Source organism: Kiloniella laminariae DSM 19542 (assembly GCF_000374005.1).
GTDB lineage: Bacteria > Pseudomonadota > Alphaproteobacteria > Kiloniellales > Kiloniellaceae > Kiloniella > Kiloniella laminariae.
The window spans coordinates 1-21048 of the sequence record NZ_KB893167.1; the positions used below are offsets into that span (position 1 = coordinate 1).

Consider the following 21048-nt stretch of genomic DNA (forward strand, 5'->3'; position numbering starts at 1 on the left):
TCTGAAGAATGTAAATATCTCAGTTGGTCACGGCAAGACGGTTGCGGTTGTGGGGGAGTCCGGATCGGGCAAGTCGACGACGGCGCGGGCGATTACCGGGCTGTTACCGCCGCTTGAGGGGGAGATCCTCTACAAGGGGGAGGCTCTGCCAGCGAAGCTGAAGGACCGGAGCAAGGATCAGCTGCGCAAGCTGCAGATGATTTACCAACTGCCGGATGTTGCGATGAACCCGCGTCAGACGATTGGCGAGATTATCGGTCGTCCACTGACGTTTTATTTCAACATGGGTCTTTCGGAGCGCAACGCGCGAGTGAAGGAGCTGCTGCAGCTGATTGATCTGCCGGAGGACTATATCACACGTTTCCCGCAGGAGCTTTCCGGTGGTCAGAAGCAGCGTGTCTGTATTGCGCGGGCTTTGGCGGCGGAGCCTGAGCTTGTGATCTGTGACGAGGTGACCTCTGCGCTTGATCCGCTGGTTGCGGAAGAGATTCTTGCTTTGCTGGATCGTCTGCAGCGGGAGCTTGGAGTTGCCTATCTCTTTATCACGCATGATCTGGCGACGGTGGAGAACATTGCCGACGAGGTTGTTGTAATGCAGCTGGGGGAGGTTAAGGACTCCGGAGCGAAGGTGGATATGTTCAAGCCGCCACACCACCCCTACACCGATCTGCTGCTGTCGTCGAAGCCGGAGATGCGCACGGACTGGCTTGATGATCTGTTGGCTGCACGTGAACGTGGGGATGCCGTCTCGGGCAAGGATCTCGGCATCGAACACTAGGGGGGCTGGGCTCCCAACCAAAAGACCAGATCCTGCCCGAAAACGAGGGGACGGATCTAAAAACAAAAAGCCCCGCGATCCAGCCGGAAAGCGGGGCTTTTATTATGCGTGAGATCTACCTCAGGTAAGGGCGGTGGCCTGCCAGGGCGCAAAATTTTGCCACAAATAAACTACAACTGACCTGTCGTAGTTCAGGGTATTGTCCAGGCAATATTTTTACCATTGAGGCTTTAACATGCGCCAGAGAGTTTCACTTTTTCCTGTTGTTATTACGATCGCCCTTTTGTTGGGGGCGTGCAGTGATATGTCTAAAACCCAGCAACGTGTTTTGAGTGGTGGTGCTATTGGCGCAGGTGTTGGTGTCGCCGGAACTGCTCTGACAGGGGGCTGTGTTACCTGTGGTGCTGTCATCGGCGGGGCTGTGGGGGCAGGTGCGGGATATCTCGTCGATCTCCATAACAAATAAGCAGGATAAATCTCTGCGCATTCCGGCAGGCAGGCCTGCTGGAATGCGACAGTAGCAACTTATTGGTAAAATTTAAGGCTTCCTGATTAGTACAGGAGCCTTTTTTATCTGCTGTTACTCACTTGACGAAAGGGGGTTTCCGCCTTCAGTTTCAGGTTGAGGCGTTGAATCTCCTGCATATACAATGCGCAGCGATTTTCAAAATCATCTCCTCCCTTTTCACAGAGCTGAAAGAATTCTTCGACAAACTGGTCTCTTATTTTCATAACCTGAAAATAATTGAGTTTACGCATGACTCATCTCCCAAATTTTTAATGAAGAAGAGATGAGGATTGCATTGCTGTTACAATTTCAGCTTGTGAAAATTTGACCTTGCTCAAATGAAGTTCTGTTGAAATGGCTGATACAGGGAGAAGATGAGCGCCCACAGCGAATTGTGGCAATATGAAATTGTTTTTAAAGTTTGAAGGAAGATGTGTTTGGGGAGAATGGCGGAAGGTCAGGGATTCGAACCCTGGAAGGGCTCGCACCCTTGCCGGTTTTCAAGACCGGTGCATTCAACCGCTCTGCCAACCTTCCGCATGCGAATGACATTTCGTCATTCGTCTGTTGAAACAGTTAGATCGCGTCCGACTGTTTCGCCGGGCATTGAATTATCTTTATTCACTTCGCCTGTCAAATGCTTAGATTATAAAAAGCTATTATTTTTGATGGAAAGGCCAGAAGGGGGGGATTTTATAACCTTGAAATTTATTTCTCTGCTGGTTTCTCGGCAGTTTTTTTCTGCCGCTTGTTACCAGTACGCTTGATCATTTCAGTAATCTCGACACAAAGTCGGTCGTCTTTGATCATGACTTCTCCGCGGGCAATCATTTGGTCATTGATGCTGATGTCAATGGTATCACCAATGTATTTGTCCAGTTCAACAACCGCACCTCGACCCATTTTCAACAGCTGACTTACCGGCATTTGGGCCGTGCCGAGTATTGCGGAAACTTCCAGCCCGACGCCATGAATTGCGGGGGGATCGATGTCTGAGCGATTTTTAGCAACATCATCGACAGAATTTTTCGGGGTTTCTTCGCCAGGCATAAAGCGAGCTCTCTAACTATGTGATCTGAAACGTTTTACAGGATACGCCTGCTTCTAGAAGTTAGCTATCAAAATAATTCGCAAGTTTCACGCGGGTCTCTTTGTCCATCTCGACAAAGGCACCGGCAAGTATTTGTTTTTCCTCGTCAACGCGCACGATGATAGCGCTGCATTGGAAGTCTAATGTGGCATCATTAAGTTGCAAATGGAACTCAATGCTTGGCCTGTCACCGCGTAAAAGAGGTCCACGGTAACCTGTAACGGCAAAACCACTCGAGCTCCAGTTCTCAAGCACATAGGTATAGCCATCAAGCGTAATATGACCTATCAAGCCAAATTCACGTCCTTCACGCCTGACTTCCGGTTTTCCGAAGAGCTTATCCAGCAGGGTTTTGAGCATGCTGAGGTTGATCCTTAAAAGTAAGCGGTAGAGACTTTATTCAATCATCAGTCCTAAAGTCCCACAAAAGAGAAAACAAGTTGTTAACTGTATGTTTGTTTTTCGCCCTTATCATCAGTTGTTGATAGAGTTTAGGGTTGCTGTGACATTATGACTGTAAAGACAACAAACAAATGGATGGCTGCTCTGTTCTGTGCGCTGATTTCAAGTGTGTCAGTAATAGTCGTTCCTGCAACCGCCTATGCCCAGTCAGCTTATATGACGCCCAACAGCATTGTCAGGAAGCCGCTCCTGAAGCCGGGCCTCAATTCGTCTCTTCCCAAAAATGAACCCTATTTGGGGAGCCGGCTCATTTATAAATCTGCGGATACGCTGGACAAACTTTTTACCAATGATGCCGGTCTCAGTCGGGCATGTCAGCGCGGGCGGTTTCTTCAGGTCAAGGAGATGCAGTATATAGCGGTTGTTGATGGGCGAAAGTATGGTGCGGCGCTTTATCGCCCGAATATGATTCATGATCCCAAAAAACTGGCAGACAAGGACCGGATTTATCTGTTCAAGTCCCAGGGGACATCGAACTGCCAGGTTTTTCACAAGCTGATATAATTTTGACACAATCTTTTGGGATTGCTTTGGGTAATTCATGATGGAGTTTACCTGACACAATCGTCTAAGGTTGGGCCGTCAAAGATTTCTTGTCAGTAACTTCCTGCGATTCGGAGCCTGTTTTGTTTCCATCCCTGCGTCATGTTATCCGCCCTGCTCTCTCAGGCGGAGTTTTTATCGCTTTGGCCGTTTCGACAGCGGTTTTTGCTGAAGGGGTATCTGCCGTAGTGCCTGTCTCCGAATCTGTTCAGACACAGTCATTCGACCAGTGGCTCAGCGAGTTCAAACGTGAAGCCAGAACAAAAGGCATATCGGACAAGACGCTTGAGGAAAGTTTCCAGGGCGTTCAGCCAATCCCTAAAATTATTGAATATGATCGTCGGCAGCCGGAATTTACACGGACATTCTGGTCATACCTTGATCGGGCAGTCGATCCGACCCGGATAAAAAAAGCCCAGGAACTGGAACAGAAACATCGAGTACTGCTGGATCAAATCAGCCAGAAATACGGTGTTCAAAAACGATTCCTGTTGGCATTTTGGGGGCTCGAAAGCAATTTTGGCGAACACACAGGCGGATTTTCTGTCATCGCAGCAAATGCGACCCTGGCCTATGATACTCGCAGAAGTGATTTTTTCCGTACCCAGTTGCTTGAAGCTTTGAAAATTGTTCAGGGGGGGCATATCTCGGCAGAAAAAATGACGGGGTCCTGGGCTGGAGCGATGGGGCATCTGCAATTTATTCCCTCGACCTATACCATGTACGCTGTTGATGAGAACGGGGACGGACGGCAGGATATCTGGCAAAGTTTACCTGATGTTTTTGGCTCGGCTGCAAATTATCTGGGACAAATAGGCTGGACGGATAAATACACCTGGGGCAGGGAGGTGCGAATTCCCTCTGATTTTAACTGGGATCTTGCGGGGCTGGAAACAAATTTACCCCTGGCAGAATGGCAGATTCAGGGGGTGAGAAGTATCGATGGAACCAATTTGCCAGATGCCATGATTGAAGCCTCTTTGATTCTTCCTGCGGGACACAAGGGGCCAGCATTCCTAGTGTACAGCAACTATAGAAAAATACTGAACTGGAACCGGTCAATACTATACGCCATAGCCGTTGGGCATCTTTCGGATAGAATTGCAGGAGCTGGCCCCTTGCAAACTGTTCGTCAGCAGGATGAGCGGGCCTTGCACCGAACTGAAGTCGAAGAAATTCAAAGCTTATTGGTAAAACAGGGATTCGATGTCGGTGAACCAGATGGTATTGTCGGGCAAAAAACCCGGGAGGGGATACGGGCATACCAGAAAAAGGTTGGTCTTCCCGGGGATGGCTATCCAGATGAAGACCTGTTAAACAGGCTTCGGGCTTCATGACAGTTGGACGGTTTAAAAAACAACTCAACTATGCCAGACTGATGGAAATGTCAGGCTGGTCTGAATGGAAGTGATGAAAACTGACAAAAGAATTGCAGTGTTACGGGGGGCTCAATGCGCTTTGCTAAATTACATATCATAAGTGGCTTTTTTATTGCTCTGGCAGTAGGCCTTGCAGGGTGTGCTGAGATTGAGCTGGCGTCACATGCAACAAAACAGCTTGGTAAACCTGATACGGTCAAACCAGTCGGGCGCTACAAGGTCGGATCGCCGTATCAGGTGAAAAATCTCTGGTACTATCCGGCGGTGGATTATGACTACAGCGAGACAGGGATTGCTTCCTGGTATGGCCCCGGATTTGACGGCAAGCTGACAGCTAATGGAGAGCAGTACGACCAAGAAGCCCTGACAGCGGCGCATCGCACCTTGCCAATGCCGTCATTAATCCGGGTAACAAACCTTGGTAACGGGCGTTCGATCAAACTCAGGGTTAATGATCGGGGACCTTTTTCCAACAGCCGTATTCTTGATGTTTCCCGTCGTGCAGCTCAACTGTTAGGTTTTGAGCTGGCTGGGACCGCAAAGGTTCGGGTTGAAATCCTTGAAGAAGAAAGCCGCCAACTGGCTGCTCTTTCCCAGGATAAAGATCTTACTGCCTATAAAACAGAGATCGCTTCAAGTGACACATCAACGCGCGGCGCACCGACAGAGGCTGTTGTCGCGGAACCACTTGACGCGCCAGCTGCGGGAGGAACCGTTGCACAGCAGCCCCAATCTCCTCCTCCACCTCAGATAAAAGCAGAGCCAGTTGCTTATAATCCCGCCTATAACCCTGATGGAGTTGTTACACAAATTCCGGTCGCTGAGACCGGAATTTTTGTTCAGGCGGGGTCTTTCTTGCAGATGCATAATGCGGACCGTCTCCGTGTGAAGCTTTCTTCGCTTGGAACGGCACAGGTTGCCAATGCGGCAGTTAATCAGCAGACTTTTTACCGGGTAAGGCTGGGACCACTGACAACGGTGGATGAAGCGGACAAGCTGCTTCAGGTCTTGCATGATAACGGCTATACAGATGCTCGGGTTGTGGTCGAATAATAATAACCATTGATATCAGCCCTATTCACGGCATATTTTCTCATTATTGATGATCTGGAGATTGATTCTCTATAGGTCGGACTTTCAAAATATCAGGTGCTAACTGTGCTCATGAAAAACAGAACAAATTTCCACAAAATAAATTTTCGTCGCGCGATGAAGTCTCTGTTGCTGGGGTCGGCCTGCTTGCTTGCTGCAATCCAGCCGGGACAGGCACTGGACACCCTGGCACGAGAAGCTTATCTGATTGATTACACAACAAAAACAGTGCTGCTTGATAAAAATGGTGACCAGTCGATGCCACCGGCTTCGATGAGTAAGATCATGACGGCATATATGGTTTTTGAACGTCTGAAAGATGGCCGATTATCCCTGGACGACAAGCTTGCTGTCAGCGAAAAAGCCTGGCGCAAGGGCGGTTCGAAAATGTTTGTTGAAGTCGGCAACCAGGTTTCGATCCATGATCTTTTGCGTGGAATTATTGTTCAGTCCGGTAACGATGCCTGTATCGTTGTTGCTGAAGGACTTGGGGGATCAGAAGAGAATTTTGCCGCAGAGATGACAACAAAAGGCAGAGAGATCGGCCTGGAAAACAGTAGTTTTGTGAATGCCACCGGCTGGCCTGATCCAAACCAAAGAATGACTGCCAAGGATCTAGCAACACTCGCTGACCGGATTATTACCGACTTTCCCGAATATTATGATGTCTATTCCGAAAAATCTTTTACTTGGGCGGGGATAACCCAGGGCAATCGCAATCCCCTTCTTTATAAAAACATCGGATCGGACGGGCTGAAAACAGGTCACACTGAAGAAGCCGGATACGGATTGACGGCATCTGCTGTACAGGGCGATCGACGGATCATTCTTGTGGTAAACGGCTTGTCCAGTTTAAAGGAAAGAGCAGAAGAGTCCGAACGGCTCGTTTCCTGGGCATTTCGCGAGTTTGATAATTTTAACCTGTTTAAGGCAGGTGAAGTGGTCGAGACTGCTGATGTCTGGCTGGGTAAAGAAGAAAGCATTGACCTGGTGCCGCAGGAAGACCTTTTGCTCACTCTGCCACGGAATGCCAAAAACAGTATGAAGGCAACTGTCAATTATCTTGGCCCTATCCAAACGCCGATTGAAAAAGGCGAGCGTCTCGCGACACTCCGCATTGAAGCAGCTGATATTGAACCCGTTGAAATTCCTTTGGTTGCGGCAAACTCTGTGGAAAGACAGGGCGGTTTTGGCCGGATTATGTCGGCCTTGAATTATCTGGTATTTGGCAAGTCATAGGGATGCAACAGGGGATTTTTATCTCGCTTGAAGGCGGTGAGGGCGCGGGGAAAAGCACCCAGTTGCGCAGTCTGTCCAATCGTTTGCGGGATGCCGGTATTAAAAACATCTGCACACGTGAACCCGGCGGTACAGCGGGAGCCGAGGAAATCAGGAACCTTTTGGTCCGGGGCGATGCGGCCCGCTGGACCCCGAAAACTGAAGCTCTTTTGATGTATGCTGCGCGACAGGAGCATGTCGAGGAGGTGATAAAACCCGCTCTCAAAAAAGGGGTGTGGGTACTTTGTGACAGGTTTGCTGATTCCTCCATGGCGTATCAGGGGATTGGGCATGGTCTGGGAGTTGACAAGATTGCTGCCTTGAATCACTGGGTTCTTGGGGATTTTCGACCTGATCTGACGCTTGTTCTGGATCTGCCGGTATCGGTTGGCTTGTCGAGAACACAGGGGCATTCGGTCGGGGAAAACCGCTTTGAGGGGATGGACACGGCGTTTCACGAAAGAATGCGTCAGGGCTTTCTCTCGATTGCCAAGGCAAATTCAGAACGCTGTATTGTGATTGATGCAACGGCTTCAGCGGACGTGGTGGCGGAGAATATCTGGAAGGCGGTCATCGCCAAAACAACAAAACCTGATCCTGAAGCGGGGAGTTGATCTGTGGCTAAATCCACCAAACCTCGTGCAGAAGAACTCGGTCCATCCCCGCTTCATCCCCGTAACAGCAATGAATTTTTCGGCCACAGTGGGGCAGAAGAGGTGTTGTTGCAGGCCTATAGTTCAGGCCGCCTGCCCCATGCCTGGATGCTGACTGGTCCTCGGGGTATTGGCAAAGCTACACTGGCATACCGTTTCGCCCGCTTTTTAATGAATGAGAATCCTGACGGGGGAGGTGGTGGACTTTTTGGAGAAAATATAGCCCCGACCTCTCTTGTTGTAAGTGCAGAGAATCCCGTATCACGGAGAGTGGCCGCAGGATCTCATGGTGATCTGGTCACGCTGGAGCTCAGTCCGGATGACAAAGGGAAGATGCGCTCTAACATTCCTGTCGAGGATGTGCGCAAGATTGTCAACTTTACCCATAAAACCTCTATCGAAGGGGGCTGGCGCGTCGTTATTGTCGATGCCGTTGAGGAAATGAATAACAGCGCGGCCAATGCCTTGCTCAAAGTTCTCGAAGAGCCGCCTGAAAAAACCGTTCTGCTTTTGATCAGCCATCTGCCAGGCCAGATCCTGCAAACGATCCATTCCCGCTGTTGTCACCTGCCGCTTACTGTTCTGGACGAAAAGCAGGTTGTCGCTCTGTTACAGGAGAAAGCGCCGGAAGTTTCTGACGCAGACGCTCTACAACTTGCCCGACTTGCCGAAGGAAGTGTCGGGAAGGCTCTGGATCTGTGGCAGAGCGGGGGGCTGGATTTTTATCGCGAGATGATCGAACTACTGGGGACATTGCCGCGGCTTGATATTGCACGTCTTTATGCTTTTGCAGATAAACTGTCTGTTGCTGACCCTCTGGCTTTCAAAACAGGGATGGAGCTTTTTCTCTGGTGGCTGGCTCGATTGATCAAACTTGCTGGTAAGGGCAAGGTTGCCGAGATGGTGCTGCCCGGCGAAGGAAAACTGGTTGCATCATTAATTGAAAGGCATGGTCTTGCGCAATGGCTCGGCCTGTGGGAGAAGTGCTCGACAAATTATGCCCGTGCCACACGTGCTAATCTGGACAAGAAGCAAGTGGTTGTGACAACCTTTATGGAGCTCCAATCCCGGCTGTCCTGATAACTCCTGTGCGGCCGGCTGTGCTGGTATCAGGAGTTTTTGATGAGCGGATCTGACAAAGGGGCCTTCTATATTACGACCCCCATCTATTATGTGAATGACAAGCCACATATTGGTCACGCTTACACAACGCTTGCCTGTGATGTTTTGGCGCGTTTCAAACGGCTGGACGGTTTTGATGTGAACTTCCTGACCGGGACAGATGAACATGGCCAGAAGGTTGAAGCCTCTGCCGAGAAAGCAGGGATTGATCCGCAGCTTTTCACCGATCGTGTCTCGCAGAATTTCCGTGATCTGACTGAAATCTGTAATTACTCGAATGATGACTTTATTCGAACAACAGAAGAGCGTCATAAAATTGCTTGTCAAAAACTGTGGCAGGTTCTTGAAGATAAAGGTTTTATCTATCTTGGAAGCTATGCAGGCTGGTATGCAGTCCGGGATGAGGCATTCTATACCGAGACTGAATTAACAAAATCTGCTGAAGGCAAGTTCATCGCGCCAACTGGCGCAGAGGTTGAGTGGGTCGAAGAGCCGTCCTATTTTTTCAAGCTGTCTGCTTTTGAAGAACCCTTGCTCAAACTTTACCAGGAACAACCTGATTTTATCGGCCCCGACAGCCGACGTAATGAAGTCATCAGCTTTGTTAAAGGCGGGTTGCGGGATCTGTCAGTCAGCCGAACGACCTTCAAGTGGGGCATTTCAGTTCCAGGTAACGATGAGCACATCATGTATGTCTGGCTTGATGCCCTGACAAATTATCTGACAGCTGTGGGCTATCCGGATGAAGATGTTGTTTCTTACAAGAAGTTCTGGCCCGCAGATCTTCACATGGTCGGAAAAGATATTGTACGCTTTCATGCTGTTTACTGGCCTGCGTTTCTGATGGCGGCTGACCTGCCGCTGCCGAAGAGGGTTTTTGCTCATGGCTGGTGGACCAATGAAGGGCAGAAGATCTCCAAATCCCTTGGCAACACGATTGATCCTTTGGCCCTGATTGAACAGTTCGGGCTGGATCAGGTACGATACTTTATGTTGCGCGAGGTTCCGTTTGGGAAGGATGGAGACTATTCGACCCGGGCTATGATCTCCCGCGTGAACGGTGATCTCGCCAACGATATTGGTAATCTTGCCCAGCGGGTCCTTTCCATGGTTTTCAAAAACTGTGACGGGAAAATTCCGGAACATGGCACCTTTTCTGCAGAAGATCAGGAGCTTCTCGCAAAAGCGGGGGGACTGCTGGAAAAGATGCGGAACGATTTTGACAAACAGAGTTTCCATCGGGGGCTTGAGTCTGTTTGGGAAGTCATCTCGACTGCGAATAAATATGTTGATGAACAGGCTCCCTGGACTCTGCGCAAAACCGATCCTCCCCGTATGGGAACAGTCCTGTATGTCCTGAGTGAAGTCATTCGACAGATTGCTGTCTTGCTCCAGCCAGTGATGCCTCAGTCTATGGAAAAGATGCTTGGTCAGTTAAGCTTGTCTGCGGATCAACGCGGATTTCAGACATTGGGAACTCCGCTGGTTTCAGGTACAGAGATAAGCAAGCCTGAGGGCGTTTTCCCTAGGTATGTGGAAGAAGAGTGATGATTGTCGATTCTCATTGCCATCTTGATTATTTTCTTCGGGATGGAGATCTGGAAGAAACCCTGGATCGAGCCCGCAATGCCGGGATCGGATGTATGGTGACTATTGGCACCAAAATCTCAACGTTTGAGACGATTCAATCCATTGCTGAAGCACATGATGACATCTATTGCACTGTTGGGGTTCATCCGCACGAAGCCGGTACCGAAGGCCTATCCTCACCTGATATTCTGATTGAAAAAGCACAACATGCCAAGGTCATCGGGCTTGGGGAAAGTGGCCTTGATTATTACTATGATCATGCTCCACGTGCGGAACAGGCGATAAGCTTTCGGGCTCATATTGCTGCGGCGAGAGAGACCGGATTACCCCTGGTGGTCCACACCCGTGATGCTGATGATGACACTGTCTCAATCATGCGTGATGAATATGAAAAAGGGGCATATCCGGCTTTGATACACTGCTTTACTGCAGGTCCGGATTTAGCCAGGGCAGCGCTGGAAATGGGCTTCTATATTTCCCTTTCCGGGGTGATTACTTTCAAGTCGGCCGAAGAAATTCGGCAAACTGTTGCGGAAGCTCCTCTTGACAGGCTCTTGATAGAAACCGACAGTCCCTATTTGGCGCCCATTCCTTTCCGGGGAAAGCGGAACGAACCAGCTTACGTTCGTCACACGGCTGAAGCATTGGCTAATGTGAAGAATGTAAGCTTGTCACAAATACATACTGCGACGACAGATAATTTTTATCGTCTGTTTTCAAAGGCAAAACGACCAACGACTGACTGATCTTATGAAAATCACAATGCTTGGCTGTGGCGGTTCCGGAGGCGTTCCGATCTGTTCCGGAACACCCGGAGGGAACTGGGGCAACTGCAATCCGAATAATCCCAAAAATCGGCGACGTCGTGTTTCAATTTTGGTTGAACACGAGGGGACAACTATTCTGGTTGATACAGGCCCAGATCTGAGAGTCCAGTTGCTGGATTCTGGTGTGGAATGTATTGACGCTGTTCTCTATACCCACGACCATGCGGACCATACTCACGGACTGGATGAACTCCGCTATCTTGCCTATAAGGCTGGGGGGCCGATAGAAACCTACATGGATGAGGCTGACAGGAATACAATTATTAAACGCTTCCCCTATGCTTTCACGTCTTCCTGTGACCCGGAAAGCAGCTATACACCCATGATGAACGACCAATTGATTGAGGGGCCGTTTTCAGTTGGGGCAATCGATATTACCCCGTTTTATCAGGACCACGGGTCTGTACAATCGCTTGGGTTCCGTTTCGGTGATTTTGCCTATTCAACTGATGTTGTTGACCTTGATGAGCGAGCATTTGAAACCTTAGCTGGTATCAAATACTGGATTGTCGGTTGCCTGCGATATGAGCCGCATCCATCCCATGCACATTTTGAAAAAACCCTGAGCTGGATCGAGCGGCTTAAACCCGAGCGGGCTGTCTTAACGCATCTTAATCAGCAGGTAGACTATGATGATCTGCTTTCAAAATGTCCTGAAGGTGTTGAACCGGGATATGATGGTTTGATTATTGAGTGCTAAGGTTTTTCTCGTTTCTGAGTAACCAAAAAGTACTTTAGCACCTTTATTCCTTGATCTTACTCGAACCAGAAACCATCCGGTTTATAAACCCCGAAAAGTGACCCGGGTTCCCAGTTATAAAAACCTTCCAGTGGCAGGTTTTTAAGGTTTGCAGATAAAACCACTGGCTGGGGGATTTCTGCGACCAAGCCAATGGAAAAAGTTTCTTCTGAGTTGATTTCCAGAATGCGGTTCCAGATAGCTTTCTTTTCAGCAGTGCTGTGTGACTTAAGCCACAAGACATAGAGATTGCTTAGCTCTAGAGCCTCGGGCATGTCGACCTCTTCTCCGGCATTGCCTTTGGTTTCGACAAACTGTCCCCATTTGGGCCACTGGAATGACTGCTGCATTCGTGGCGTAAATTCTTCTGGTGAAGAATGAGACGTGAGCAGGGCATTCTGATTACCAAACCAGAGCGACAAGATTGTTTCGCCTGCAAAAATTCTGTTTCTCAGAACCTCGCGTTGGGACGGTTTGGGGAATATTTTTATCCCGATTTTGAGCCAGGAATCGTGGATAAGCTCCAGAGTATCGATTTCTTCGCTGCTCTCTCCTGCAGTCTCAACAATGATCTGCATCGGGCGGCCATCGGGAAGAAGGCGCAGCCCCTCATCATTGCGAGTGGTCAGGCCGATTTCATCAAGGAGAAGATTAGCCTGCTTTAGATCATAACTGGTCCAACGTTTAAAATAGTCTTCCTTGTAGAGGCTGCTGTCAGGCAAAACATTATTGTTCCCCTCAAGCCCGAGGCCGTAAAAAAGAACCTGGTTCAGTTCACGTCGATTTACGGCAAGTGAGAGCGCATGGCGAAAACGTTTGTCCCGATTAAGCGCCCGCCACTCAGGATCATTTACATTCAGGTTAGGGTAAAGAGCATAGTGAGAACCGCGAACAGTCTTCCATAACCTGACGAGATAATTGTTCTGTTTTTCACCGCGTTTGAGAAAGGTGTAGTCAGAAAAACTGAGTTCTCTGGCCTGAATATTGGCATCACCTGCGCCTACTTTGGCCGGTATCAACCCGCCCCCAGCGACAGAGAGTATCATTTCATCTGCATAGGGGAGTTGTTGTCCCAGTTCATCAACCCGGTGATAAAAAGGATTGCGCACACCGATAAAGCGCGTGGAAGGTGGCTTGACTGTATTGACCCACGGCTGCAGTGAAGGAAGTTTCGGGTTGGTGTATTTATACTGACTGGCACGGCGGTTGTGCAGCTGAACCCAGTTGCGCGCATCAGCTTTCTGGACTTTCTTTTCCAGTTCGTCCGCTGGATTATAACGCACATGGAACTGCTTCATATAATGAGCAGGCTGGTAGATAAAAATTGGGGCCGTTGAAGCCAGTTGGGATAGGAAAAAAGGATTTGGGACAGGCCAGCTGTAACGGACTGTAACTTCGTCAATGATTTCTACGGTTGGCAGGTGGCCGTCAATCATGAGTTCTGCCGGAGGACCAAAGGGCTGCAACTCGGCATTATTGGCAACATCTTCCCAGTAGTAGCGGAAATCTTCCGAGGTAAAGGGGGCGCCATCAGACCATCTATGCCCCTTGCGAAGCGTCATTGTGAAGACCCGGCCGTCCTCTACCTCCATTTTCTCGAGGATATCGGGCGTAAACTCCAGCTCAGGGGTGTAGCCAACTAAACGGGCATAGCCATAAACAACGAACAGGCGGACATCTTTGGCTTTCCCAATCAGGCTGTTGATGGTGCCTCCATGTTTGCCGGGTTCCCAGGAGTGACTTTGCTTTACAACAAAAGGAGCTAGAGGCAGTCGCTCGATTACCGGGGGGAGTTTCCCACTGGCAACCTGATCAAGCAAACTGGGTGTTTCCTGGAAGACAAGAGAAGACAAATCAGCAACAGGTGACTGGTAGCTGTCAGCCCGAGCGGTCACATGGTAAAACAGAGCCGCTATACTGGCGGCTGCAAGAAAGAATTTTTGCAGCCCTGATCTTGATTTCATTCTGCCCTCATTGTCTTGACTGACTCCGCCCAGGTGGCGGGCGGGTTATCTTGATCCAAATCGCCACCCCCGAAGCTTTTGTTATTATATCAGAAAACCTTGATGGTTACCTTAGATCATCTATCAAACGATAGAGCGGATCAAGGCTGCTTGCACCAAGCTTGATGGATCGGTCAGGGGACCAGCCTTCAAACTCGTCTGGATTATCAGCCGTATCCTTGAAAGGCATTTCCAGTGTCATCGACAGGCAGTCATGTGTCTCGGCTGTATTGTTCCCGCACATGGTAAGGTTCCCCTGCCCAGGGGCGTTTTGGGGGTAGCCATGAGTCGTCTGGAAATCAGGATTGGCTTCCCTGTAATAGGCCTTGAAGCGGTCGAGAAGATTCAGAAGACGATCATCAAAAGATGGGATTCCATGGGTACCAGCAATGAAGTTGTGTGGAATTGCCTCATCGCCATGGATGTCAAACAGGAAATCAACCCCGGTTTCCATCATGCGTTTGCGGACATAGTAGACTTCCGGGCTCTTTTCCGGTGAGGGGGCCTGCCATTCCCGATTGAGGTTGGCGCCGCTTGCGTTGACACGAAGGTTCCCGCGTCGGCTGCCATCCGGGTTCATATTGGGAACGATATAAAAGACTGCTTTTTTCAGTAACTCCCGGGCGACGGGGTCATTCTCATCCAGCAAGCGATCCAGAAATCCTTCCATCCAGTATTCTGTCATACTTTCACCAGGATGCTGGCGAGCAATGATCCAGCATGCTTTTTTATCTCCGTCACTCTCACCGACAGTTAGAAGATCTATGTCCTGTCCATCAATCGTTTTTCCCAGAATTTCCAGAGAGGCAAGACTTGAATGTTGGGCATCAGCGATAAGGTCGGCATGCCGTTCCATGGAATAGGGGGCAAAATAGGCAAAATAAATTGAATTATAGGCCGGGGTGATTTCGATGTTCAGGATCTGCCCGTCAAAGCTTGTGTTGGGAACACGAAACCAGGTTTCCCGATCATAGGACGCAACCGCTTGATATCCTTCCCAACCTGCCGGGTAAGCGGCGCCACCCGCATTGAGAATTTTCAAATGGCAACTCTGGTCTTGTGCCCCGGTTAATCTGAAATAAAACCATTGATAAAAATGGGAGTTGCTGTCGGCTTCAATTTCCAGCTGGATATCTGTTGAGGTGTCACAGGCAAGGCAACGGATGTTACCAGCATCAAAATTACTGGAAATTCGGATCATGAAACAGGTCACTCATTTGTTGAAAATCGAAATGAGCTACAGCATACCCTAACAAGATCAGTCGGCAAGAACTCTTGTTTCAAAGCGTTGCAACCGAAAAAAGGAGAGGGGAATCTGGTTGGGGTAAATGGAAATAAATTCATTTAAATCAAATGGATGAAAATAAGTAGTTATACCAAGATGATCTTTTAAATGAGTGATGTATTATTGTTAACAGTACGTTAATATATGCTATCGTTTAGCTACCAAGGGTAGTTTTTCGGATGAGCTACAAGTTTGATGTATCAGTAACAGGTAAGAGCAGAAGAAAAATAAGGATAGTTTTCTTTCTGTAAGGCTATGTTTTTAAATCTTATTTGTTGCTTTTGAAGCTGTAATGGGAATGTGTTCTTTTTGTTTCTGCCAAAGAAAACGGTAACAGAGCCGTGTCAGGTTGTGCTACTATTTTCAACTAACCGTGGATGCGCTTGGAACACTATTGTTTTGGTCTGGTTGTCATTTGGCTCGTGTTCTACTGATGTCAAAACCTTCTATGGAGGATCTAATGCAGGGTTTAAAATTTATTCTGGTCGCTGGTGTAGCATCCGTTACTCTCTCGGCTTGTGCTGATTTATACAAAGATGCTTCGAATGCAGAACCTACTGGTTCTTCTTTTACCCGTGAACTCTACAAGGGATATGTCGGCCTTGCTGGCGATGAACGTGCTGAGCAGGACTGGACTGATTCGGATCTTTTTGCCAACAAGGCTCTTGCTGCTGCTGACGGCAACGCCGTTGCACCCGAAGAACTTGCTAACTGGGATCTGGATGCTGCCTTTGTTGATGAACTGGGTTCCGCTCGGGGACGCTTGATGAATGCACTGAACAACGGCGCCGCAGATCAGGCTCCTTCGTCTGCTGCAACTGCGCAGGTGATGTTTGACTGCTGGATTCAGGAACAGGAAGAAAACATCCAGCCGGATCATATTGCTGGCTGCCGCGATGGCTTCCTTGCCGCAATGGAAAAAGTAGATGCAGCTCTGGCTCCGAAAGCTGCTGCTCCTGCGCCAGCCCCGGCTCCAGTTGCGATGCCTGACCCATATTTCATCTATTTTGATTTCAATTCTGCCGATCTGACCGACGATGCACAGGTTGAGGTTTCCGTGGTTGCTGCGACAATCCAGAAACTTTCTCCTTCGAAGGTCATTGTCGCTGGTCATGCTGATACATCAGGTGATGCAGATTACAACCAGACACTGGCTGGAAAACGTGCTGCTGCCGTTGCTGCGGCCCTGGCAGGGCACGGTGTCTCTGCTGATCACATCCAGAGCCATGTTCTTGGTGAGAATGCTCCGGCTGTAAATACCGGCGACGGTGTTGCCGAGGTTAAAAACCGCCGCGTGGTTGTTACCCTCGTCAAATAACGGGAAGATCAACTGATCCTGGATCAGTAACCATTTCAAGGCGGTATCGACAGGGTGTCGGCACCGCCTTGAATCTTTAAAAACGAGAATCTTTAAAAAATGATTTTGAGGCTGCGTGGTGTGCTGATGACTGCTGCGTAAGGGAGATCGAAATGAAGAAAATTCTGATCATTATTGGGGGGCTTGTCGTTCTTGTTATTGCGGCACTGTTAATCGTCCCGATGTTTATCTCGCTGGAAGATCAAAAGCCTCTTATTGCTGAAAAAGTAAAAGAAGCAACTGGTCGGGATCTGGTGATAGGTGGAGAAATTTCTCTCAGCCTGTTCCCGAGTGTGGCGATTGAAGTAAATGATGTTTCCCTGTCCAACTATGCACAGGGACAAAACAAGGAAATGGTTTCTCTGGACCAAATGGCACTGGAACTCCAGGTAATGCCTCTCTTGTCAAAAGAAGTCGTGATTGACCGTTTTGTTCTGGTAAAGCCCGTCATTAATCTTGAGGTCGACAAGGCTGGAAAACCTAACTGGGTATTCGAGCAGGCTGCCGCGCCATCTGCTCCGGCAACGGATAGCGGAACAACACCGGGCGACAGTGATGAGGGGATGGCTCTCGCTGGTCTTTCCCTTGGCGATGTTCGTATTGTTGATGGAGAGCTGCACTATGTCGATCTTGCCTCAGGTGCTTCAGAAGATCTGAGTGCGATCAATCTGGAAATTGCCCTTAAAGCCCTGGACCAGCCTCTGGCTCTGGATGGCAAGCTTGACTGGAAAGCACAAACCATTGCCCTTACAGCGGGCATAGCCAATCTGCAAAGCCTGATGAATGGTGGCAGTTCGGATCTTGAAGCCCAGATTGCTTCTGCTCCAGTCAATTTTGATTTCCGGGGCGTTGCTGCTCAGGGGGCGGAGTTTGCACTCGCAGGTGCACTTAATCTGGACGTGCCATCTGTTGTTGGCTTGACCAGCTGGGTTGGTGTGCCATTGGAGCGTCAAAGCGAAGATACTTTTGAAAAGCTGTCGGTTAAGGGCGATCTTGATCTGAAAGGTGCTGTTATCGCTTTTGATAATGTTGCCATTAATTTTGACGCCCTGTCTGCTGAAGGCGGCTTACGTATTGATGGTTCTGGTGCAAAGCCGGATATTCGCGCCTCGCTGTCCACTGGCGTGTTGGATGTTACCCCTTATCTTCCGGCGGAAACTGAAAATACCGGAAGTTCTGCGGATGCTGCTTCGACAACGGCAAGCCAACCGCCAGCAACTTCAGAAAATCAGGGCTGGAGTAACGAGCCGATTGATTTTTCAGGACTTCAGGCTGTTAATGCAGACCTGTCTCTTAAATCAGAAGGCGTGGTAATCCGAAAAATCACGATCGGAGCCAGCGATCTGGGCATTCTGCTAAAGGATGGCAAGTTGACAGCAGATCTGAATGAATTGTCGCTGTACGAAGGGATGGCAAAAGGCAAAGTCGTGCTCAATGCTGCATCATCCACCCCAACAAGCCAGGTGAATTTTGTTCTCTCAGGTGTACAGGCTGAACCTTTATTACGTGACAGTGCTGATTTTGAAAAACTTCTTGGCACGTTGAATTCAACCGCAAACCTGACCACCCAGGGTGCCAGTGAGATGCAGTTGGTATCGAACCTGAACGGTACAGGGGATTTTCTGTTCAAGGATGGGGCAGTCAAGGGGATCAACATTGCCGGTTTGATCAGAAATATTTCTCTGGATGCTTTGAATAAATCCTTTGATGATGCTGAACAGACAGATTTTGCCGAGTTGTCAGGTACCTATAAAATTACCAACGGTGTCGTTGATAATCAGGACCTGAGCATGATTGCGCCTCTATTCCGTCTCAGTGGTAAAGGAACTGTCCCGCTGCCTCCGAAAACGGTTAATTACCGTGTTGAGCCAAAACTTGTCGGTGATATCGAAGGTCAGGGGGGCGATAGCAACGCTGCAGGATTGGCCGTACCGCTTCTCATAACAGGCTCCTGGAGCGACCCCAAAATTGCACCAGACCTTGCCGGAGCTCTAACTGACCAACTTTCTGATCCGTCAAAATTGATTGAAGGCGTGACCGGTGGAGAAGGCGGAGTTGAGCTGCCAAAAATCCCCTTGGGTGATGGTGGTGAATCCATTGCTCCGGAAGTCCTGGAAAAGCCAAAAGAAGTGCTGAAAGGTCTCTTTGGTAACTAGACAGAACTTGTCTCAAATTTAGGCCGGCGTTCCTTTGGAGTGTCGGCCTTTCTTTTTGGGTAGTTCTATCAATCTTAAACAGCTGGATCGTTATCCTGTTGAGCAAGTGATCTTTGCAAAACAGGTTCAAATGAGTACAAACAGTTTGAACTGATACGGGTAACTCGATAATGACCGACGACTTTATTCCAGCCGAGCTTGACTGGCGGGATGATCGCACGCCAGTATCCAAAAAATTCAATGATGTTTATTTTTCACTGGCGAATGGTCTGGAGGAAAGTCGTTTTGTTTTCCTTGGCGGCATTGGCGGGGCGAGAATTTGGGAGGATAAGTCCCATTTTGTCATTGCAGAAACCGGATTTGGTACGGGGCTGAACTTCCTGGCCAGCTGGCAGGCATGGCGTAAAACCGCAGGTCCGAACCAAAGACTTCAGTTTATTTCCATTGAAGGCTATCCACTGGATCGGACGCAGCTTGAACAGGCTCATTCTCATTGGCAGGAACTTGCTCCCTTCAGTAAGGCCTTGTTGGGGCTTTATCCAGAGATCGTTCCTGGATTCCACCATCTGCAGTTTGAGGGAGGGAGGGTTTCTCTCTTGCTCCTGTTTGGAGGAGCGAAAGAGATACTTCCCCAATTCCATGGCAAGGTTGATGCGTGGTATCTGGACGGTTTTTCACCCAAAAAGAACCCTGAGCTCTGGAATGATGAGCTTTACCGGTTGGTGGCCCGTACTTCAAAACCGGGAACACGTTTAGCGACCTTTACAGCAGCCGGACATGTTCGCCGAGGCCTGGCTGAAACCGGGTTTGTTATGGAGAAGGTCAAGGGCTTCGCCCACAAGCGCGAGCGACTGATCGGTGTCTATCCTGAGAAGGCAGTGATAGCAGGAAAGAGAAGCTCCACACCCTGGTTTAATCTTCCCGGGCCTAATCCACTTTCGAAGACTGTAGCGGTGATTGGCGGAGGGATTGCCGGGAATACGCTTGCTTATCATTTGGCGAAAGCCGGGATGAAAGTAACTCTCTTTGATAAACAGACCGCGTTGGCTCAGGGAGCTTCTGGCAACCCGGCAGCGATCTTTGAGCCGAAACTGATGCGGCCCGGAACTGTTTTGGGGCAGTATCTGACGTCGGCCTATCTCTATGCCTGCCGATTTTATCAGACGCTTGAACAGGAGACCGGAGAAAGATTATGGCACCATCAGTGTGGAGCACTCAGCCTTGTTCCTGATGAGAAAGAATTGCTGCGCAAGCAGTCTTTTGGACATAAGAATGAATTGCCAAAGAAATATTTTTCTCTGGTTTCTGCTGCTGAGGCCTCAAAGCTTGCCGGAATAGAAATCACCAGCCCGGCTCTGTGGTATCCCGAAGCGGGCTGCCTGGACACCGTAGCACTCGCACGGGCCTTGACGGCGAATGTGACTGTCAGATTGGGTGAAGAAGTCATCGGTTTGAAGCAGGCCGAGAATGAGGAACAAAACACAGGAAAGTGGCTTGTTGAGTTGGGAGGAAAGAACCCGCTAAAGAACAGGGAGCTGGAGTTTGATGCTGTTGTTCTGGCCAATGCTTTTGAGGCCCGAAAATTTACCTGCGCCCGGGAGCTGCAGATCTACATGAACCGGGGGCAGGTGACCGTTAGTCCTTCGGTAAAGTACAGTTCTGATATCAAGTGTATTATCAGCGGATCGGGTTATATAACGCCCTTGATCGAAGGGCGACATATTCTGGGGGCAAGTTTTGAGCGGCTTGAAACCTTTGCTGAAGCTGAAGACCGCAGGGTCCTTTTAGAGAAGCATGAGGAGAATCTTGCCATGATCAACGAGATGGTACCCGATTTTGCAGCAGCGGTGGATGGCGGAAAGCTTCAGGGCAGAACCGCGGTGCGGGCAACAACGATGGATCGTTTTCCCTTTGTCGGCCCCTTGCCGGTCTATGAGGATTACCTGAGATCTTACGTTGGTCTGAAAAATGGGCCCGCGGGGAGAAACTGGCCAGATCCTGTTTATTACCCCGACCTCTACGTCTCTGCTGGATATGGTTCCCGGGGGTTTGTCACTGCACCGATGATGGCGGATTACCTAACGGGACTGATCTGTAGCGGTACTTCACCGATTCCAGAGGGCTTTATGGCAGCTGTACATCCGGGACGTTGTACAATTCGTGATCTCAAACGCGGCAAAATCTAG

18 protein-coding genes and 1 tRNA gene are annotated in these 21048 nt (G+C 49.3%); 14 read left to right on the plus strand and 5 right to left on the minus strand.

Translation table 11 applies throughout. From position 1 onward, the window contains the following. On the plus strand, positions 1 to 778 hold a 778-nt coding region (locus tag B152_RS24115), incomplete at its 5' end, for an ABC transporter ATP-binding protein (RefSeq protein WP_020593544.1). A gap of 304 nt (positions 779 to 1082) precedes the next feature. Further along, positions 1083 to 1244: a hypothetical protein gene (locus B152_RS0116520; RefSeq protein ID WP_211212231.1), complete on the plus strand. Its 162-nt coding sequence runs from the start codon at positions 1083 to 1085 to the stop codon at positions 1242 to 1244. A 489-nt stretch (positions 1245 to 1733) separates the two neighbouring features. Here the strand turns inward: B152_RS0116520 and B152_RS0116530 are convergent. The 3 genes from B152_RS0116530 to B152_RS0116540 form a co-directional block, all read right to left on the minus strand. Beyond that, positions 1734 to 1823: transfer RNA gene (locus B152_RS0116530), tRNA-Ser, on the minus strand. A gap of 171 nt (positions 1824 to 1994) precedes the next feature. Then, entirely contained in the window at positions 1995 to 2336 is a 342-nt protein-coding gene (locus tag B152_RS24120; protein WP_020593547.1) for a FliM/FliN family flagellar motor switch protein, read from the minus strand. A 61-nt stretch (positions 2337 to 2397) separates the two neighbouring features. Then, the gene (locus B152_RS0116540) at positions 2398 to 2736 is read right to left on the minus strand and encodes a PilZ domain-containing protein (RefSeq protein ID WP_020593548.1); all 339 of its coding nucleotides are present in this window, start codon (positions 2734 to 2736) and stop codon (positions 2398 to 2400) included. A gap of 150 nt (positions 2737 to 2886) precedes the next feature. On the opposite strand from B152_RS0116540, the gene B152_RS0116545 reads away from it, so the two are divergent. The 9 genes from B152_RS0116545 (at position 2887) to B152_RS0116585 (ending at position 12022) form a co-directional block, all read left to right on the plus strand. Beyond that, positions 2887 to 3342 (plus strand): hypothetical protein, encoded by a 456-nt coding sequence (locus B152_RS0116545; RefSeq protein ID WP_157231140.1) that lies wholly within the window; start codon positions 2887 to 2889, stop codon positions 3340 to 3342. A 122-nt stretch (positions 3343 to 3464) separates the two neighbouring features. Then, a complete protein-coding gene (locus B152_RS0116550) occupies positions 3465 to 4718 on the plus strand; it encodes a lytic murein transglycosylase (RefSeq protein WP_020593550.1) in 1254 nt (417 codons plus the stop codon). 114 nt (positions 4719 to 4832) lie between these two features. Next, on the plus strand, positions 4833 to 5813 hold the full coding sequence (locus B152_RS0116555; protein WP_020593551.1) for a septal ring lytic transglycosylase RlpA family protein: 981 nt from the start codon (positions 4833 to 4835) through the stop codon (positions 5811 to 5813). A 111-nt stretch (positions 5814 to 5924) separates the two neighbouring features. Next, positions 5925 to 7091 (plus strand): D-alanyl-D-alanine carboxypeptidase family protein, encoded by a 1167-nt coding sequence (locus B152_RS0116560; RefSeq protein WP_020593552.1) that lies wholly within the window; start codon positions 5925 to 5927, stop codon positions 7089 to 7091. 2 nt (positions 7092 to 7093) lie between these two features. Further along, positions 7094 to 7744, plus strand: a complete 651-nt coding sequence (gene tmk, locus B152_RS0116565; protein WP_020593553.1) for a dTMP kinase — start codon at positions 7094 to 7096, stop codon at positions 7742 to 7744. Positions 7745 to 7747: 3 nt separating this feature from the next. Then, positions 7748 to 8863: a DNA polymerase III subunit delta' gene (locus tag B152_RS0116570; protein ID WP_020593554.1), complete on the plus strand. Its 1116-nt coding sequence runs from the start codon at positions 7748 to 7750 to the stop codon at positions 8861 to 8863. A gap of 39 nt (positions 8864 to 8902) precedes the next feature. Further along, a complete protein-coding gene (gene metG, locus B152_RS0116575) occupies positions 8903 to 10453 on the plus strand; it encodes a methionine--tRNA ligase (protein ID WP_281168729.1) in 1551 nt (516 codons plus the stop codon). After that, positions 10453 to 11241, plus strand: coding sequence for a TatD family hydrolase (locus B152_RS0116580; protein ID WP_020593556.1), 789 nt, complete (start codon positions 10453 to 10455; stop codon positions 11239 to 11241). Before metG ends, B152_RS0116580 begins: the two co-directional genes overlap by 1 nt. A 4-nt stretch (positions 11242 to 11245) precedes the next feature. Next, positions 11246 to 12022 carry an MBL fold metallo-hydrolase gene (locus B152_RS0116585; RefSeq protein WP_020593557.1) on the plus strand — a complete coding sequence of 259 codons (777 nt, stop codon included), beginning with the start codon at positions 11246 to 11248 and terminating at the stop codon, positions 12020 to 12022. A gap of 56 nt (positions 12023 to 12078) precedes the next feature. Here B152_RS0116585 and B152_RS0116590 read toward each other — a convergent pair whose 3' ends face one another. Both B152_RS0116590 and B152_RS0116595 read right to left on the minus strand, forming a co-directional pair. Further along, positions 12079 to 14025, minus strand: coding sequence for an ABC transporter substrate-binding protein (locus tag B152_RS0116590; protein WP_020593558.1), 1947 nt, complete (start codon positions 14023 to 14025; stop codon positions 12079 to 12081). Positions 14026 to 14131: 106 nt separating this feature from the next. Further along, positions 14132 to 15265 (minus strand): M14 family metallopeptidase, encoded by a 1134-nt coding sequence (locus B152_RS0116595; protein WP_020593559.1) that lies wholly within the window; start codon positions 15263 to 15265, stop codon positions 14132 to 14134. Positions 15266 to 15809: 544 nt separating this feature from the next. Here B152_RS0116595 and B152_RS0116600 point away from each other — a divergent pair. From B152_RS0116600 to mnmC, 3 genes are all read left to right on the plus strand, one after another. Beyond that, positions 15810 to 16667: an OmpA family protein gene (locus B152_RS0116600; protein WP_020593560.1), complete on the plus strand. Its 858-nt coding sequence runs from the start codon at positions 15810 to 15812 to the stop codon at positions 16665 to 16667. 152 nt (positions 16668 to 16819) lie between these two features. Further along, complete coding sequence (locus B152_RS24125; protein WP_020593561.1) at positions 16820 to 18862, plus strand: AsmA family protein; 2043 nt, start codon at positions 16820 to 16822, stop codon at positions 18860 to 18862. Positions 18863 to 19032: 170 nt separating this feature from the next. After that, the gene (mnmC, locus tag B152_RS0116610; protein WP_020593562.1) at positions 19033 to 21048 is read left to right on the plus strand and encodes a bifunctional tRNA (5-methylaminomethyl-2-thiouridine)(34)-methyltransferase MnmC2/FAD-dependent 5-carboxymethylaminomethyl-2-thiouridine(34) oxidoreductase MnmC1; all 2016 of its coding nucleotides are present in this window, start codon (positions 19033 to 19035) and stop codon (positions 21046 to 21048) included.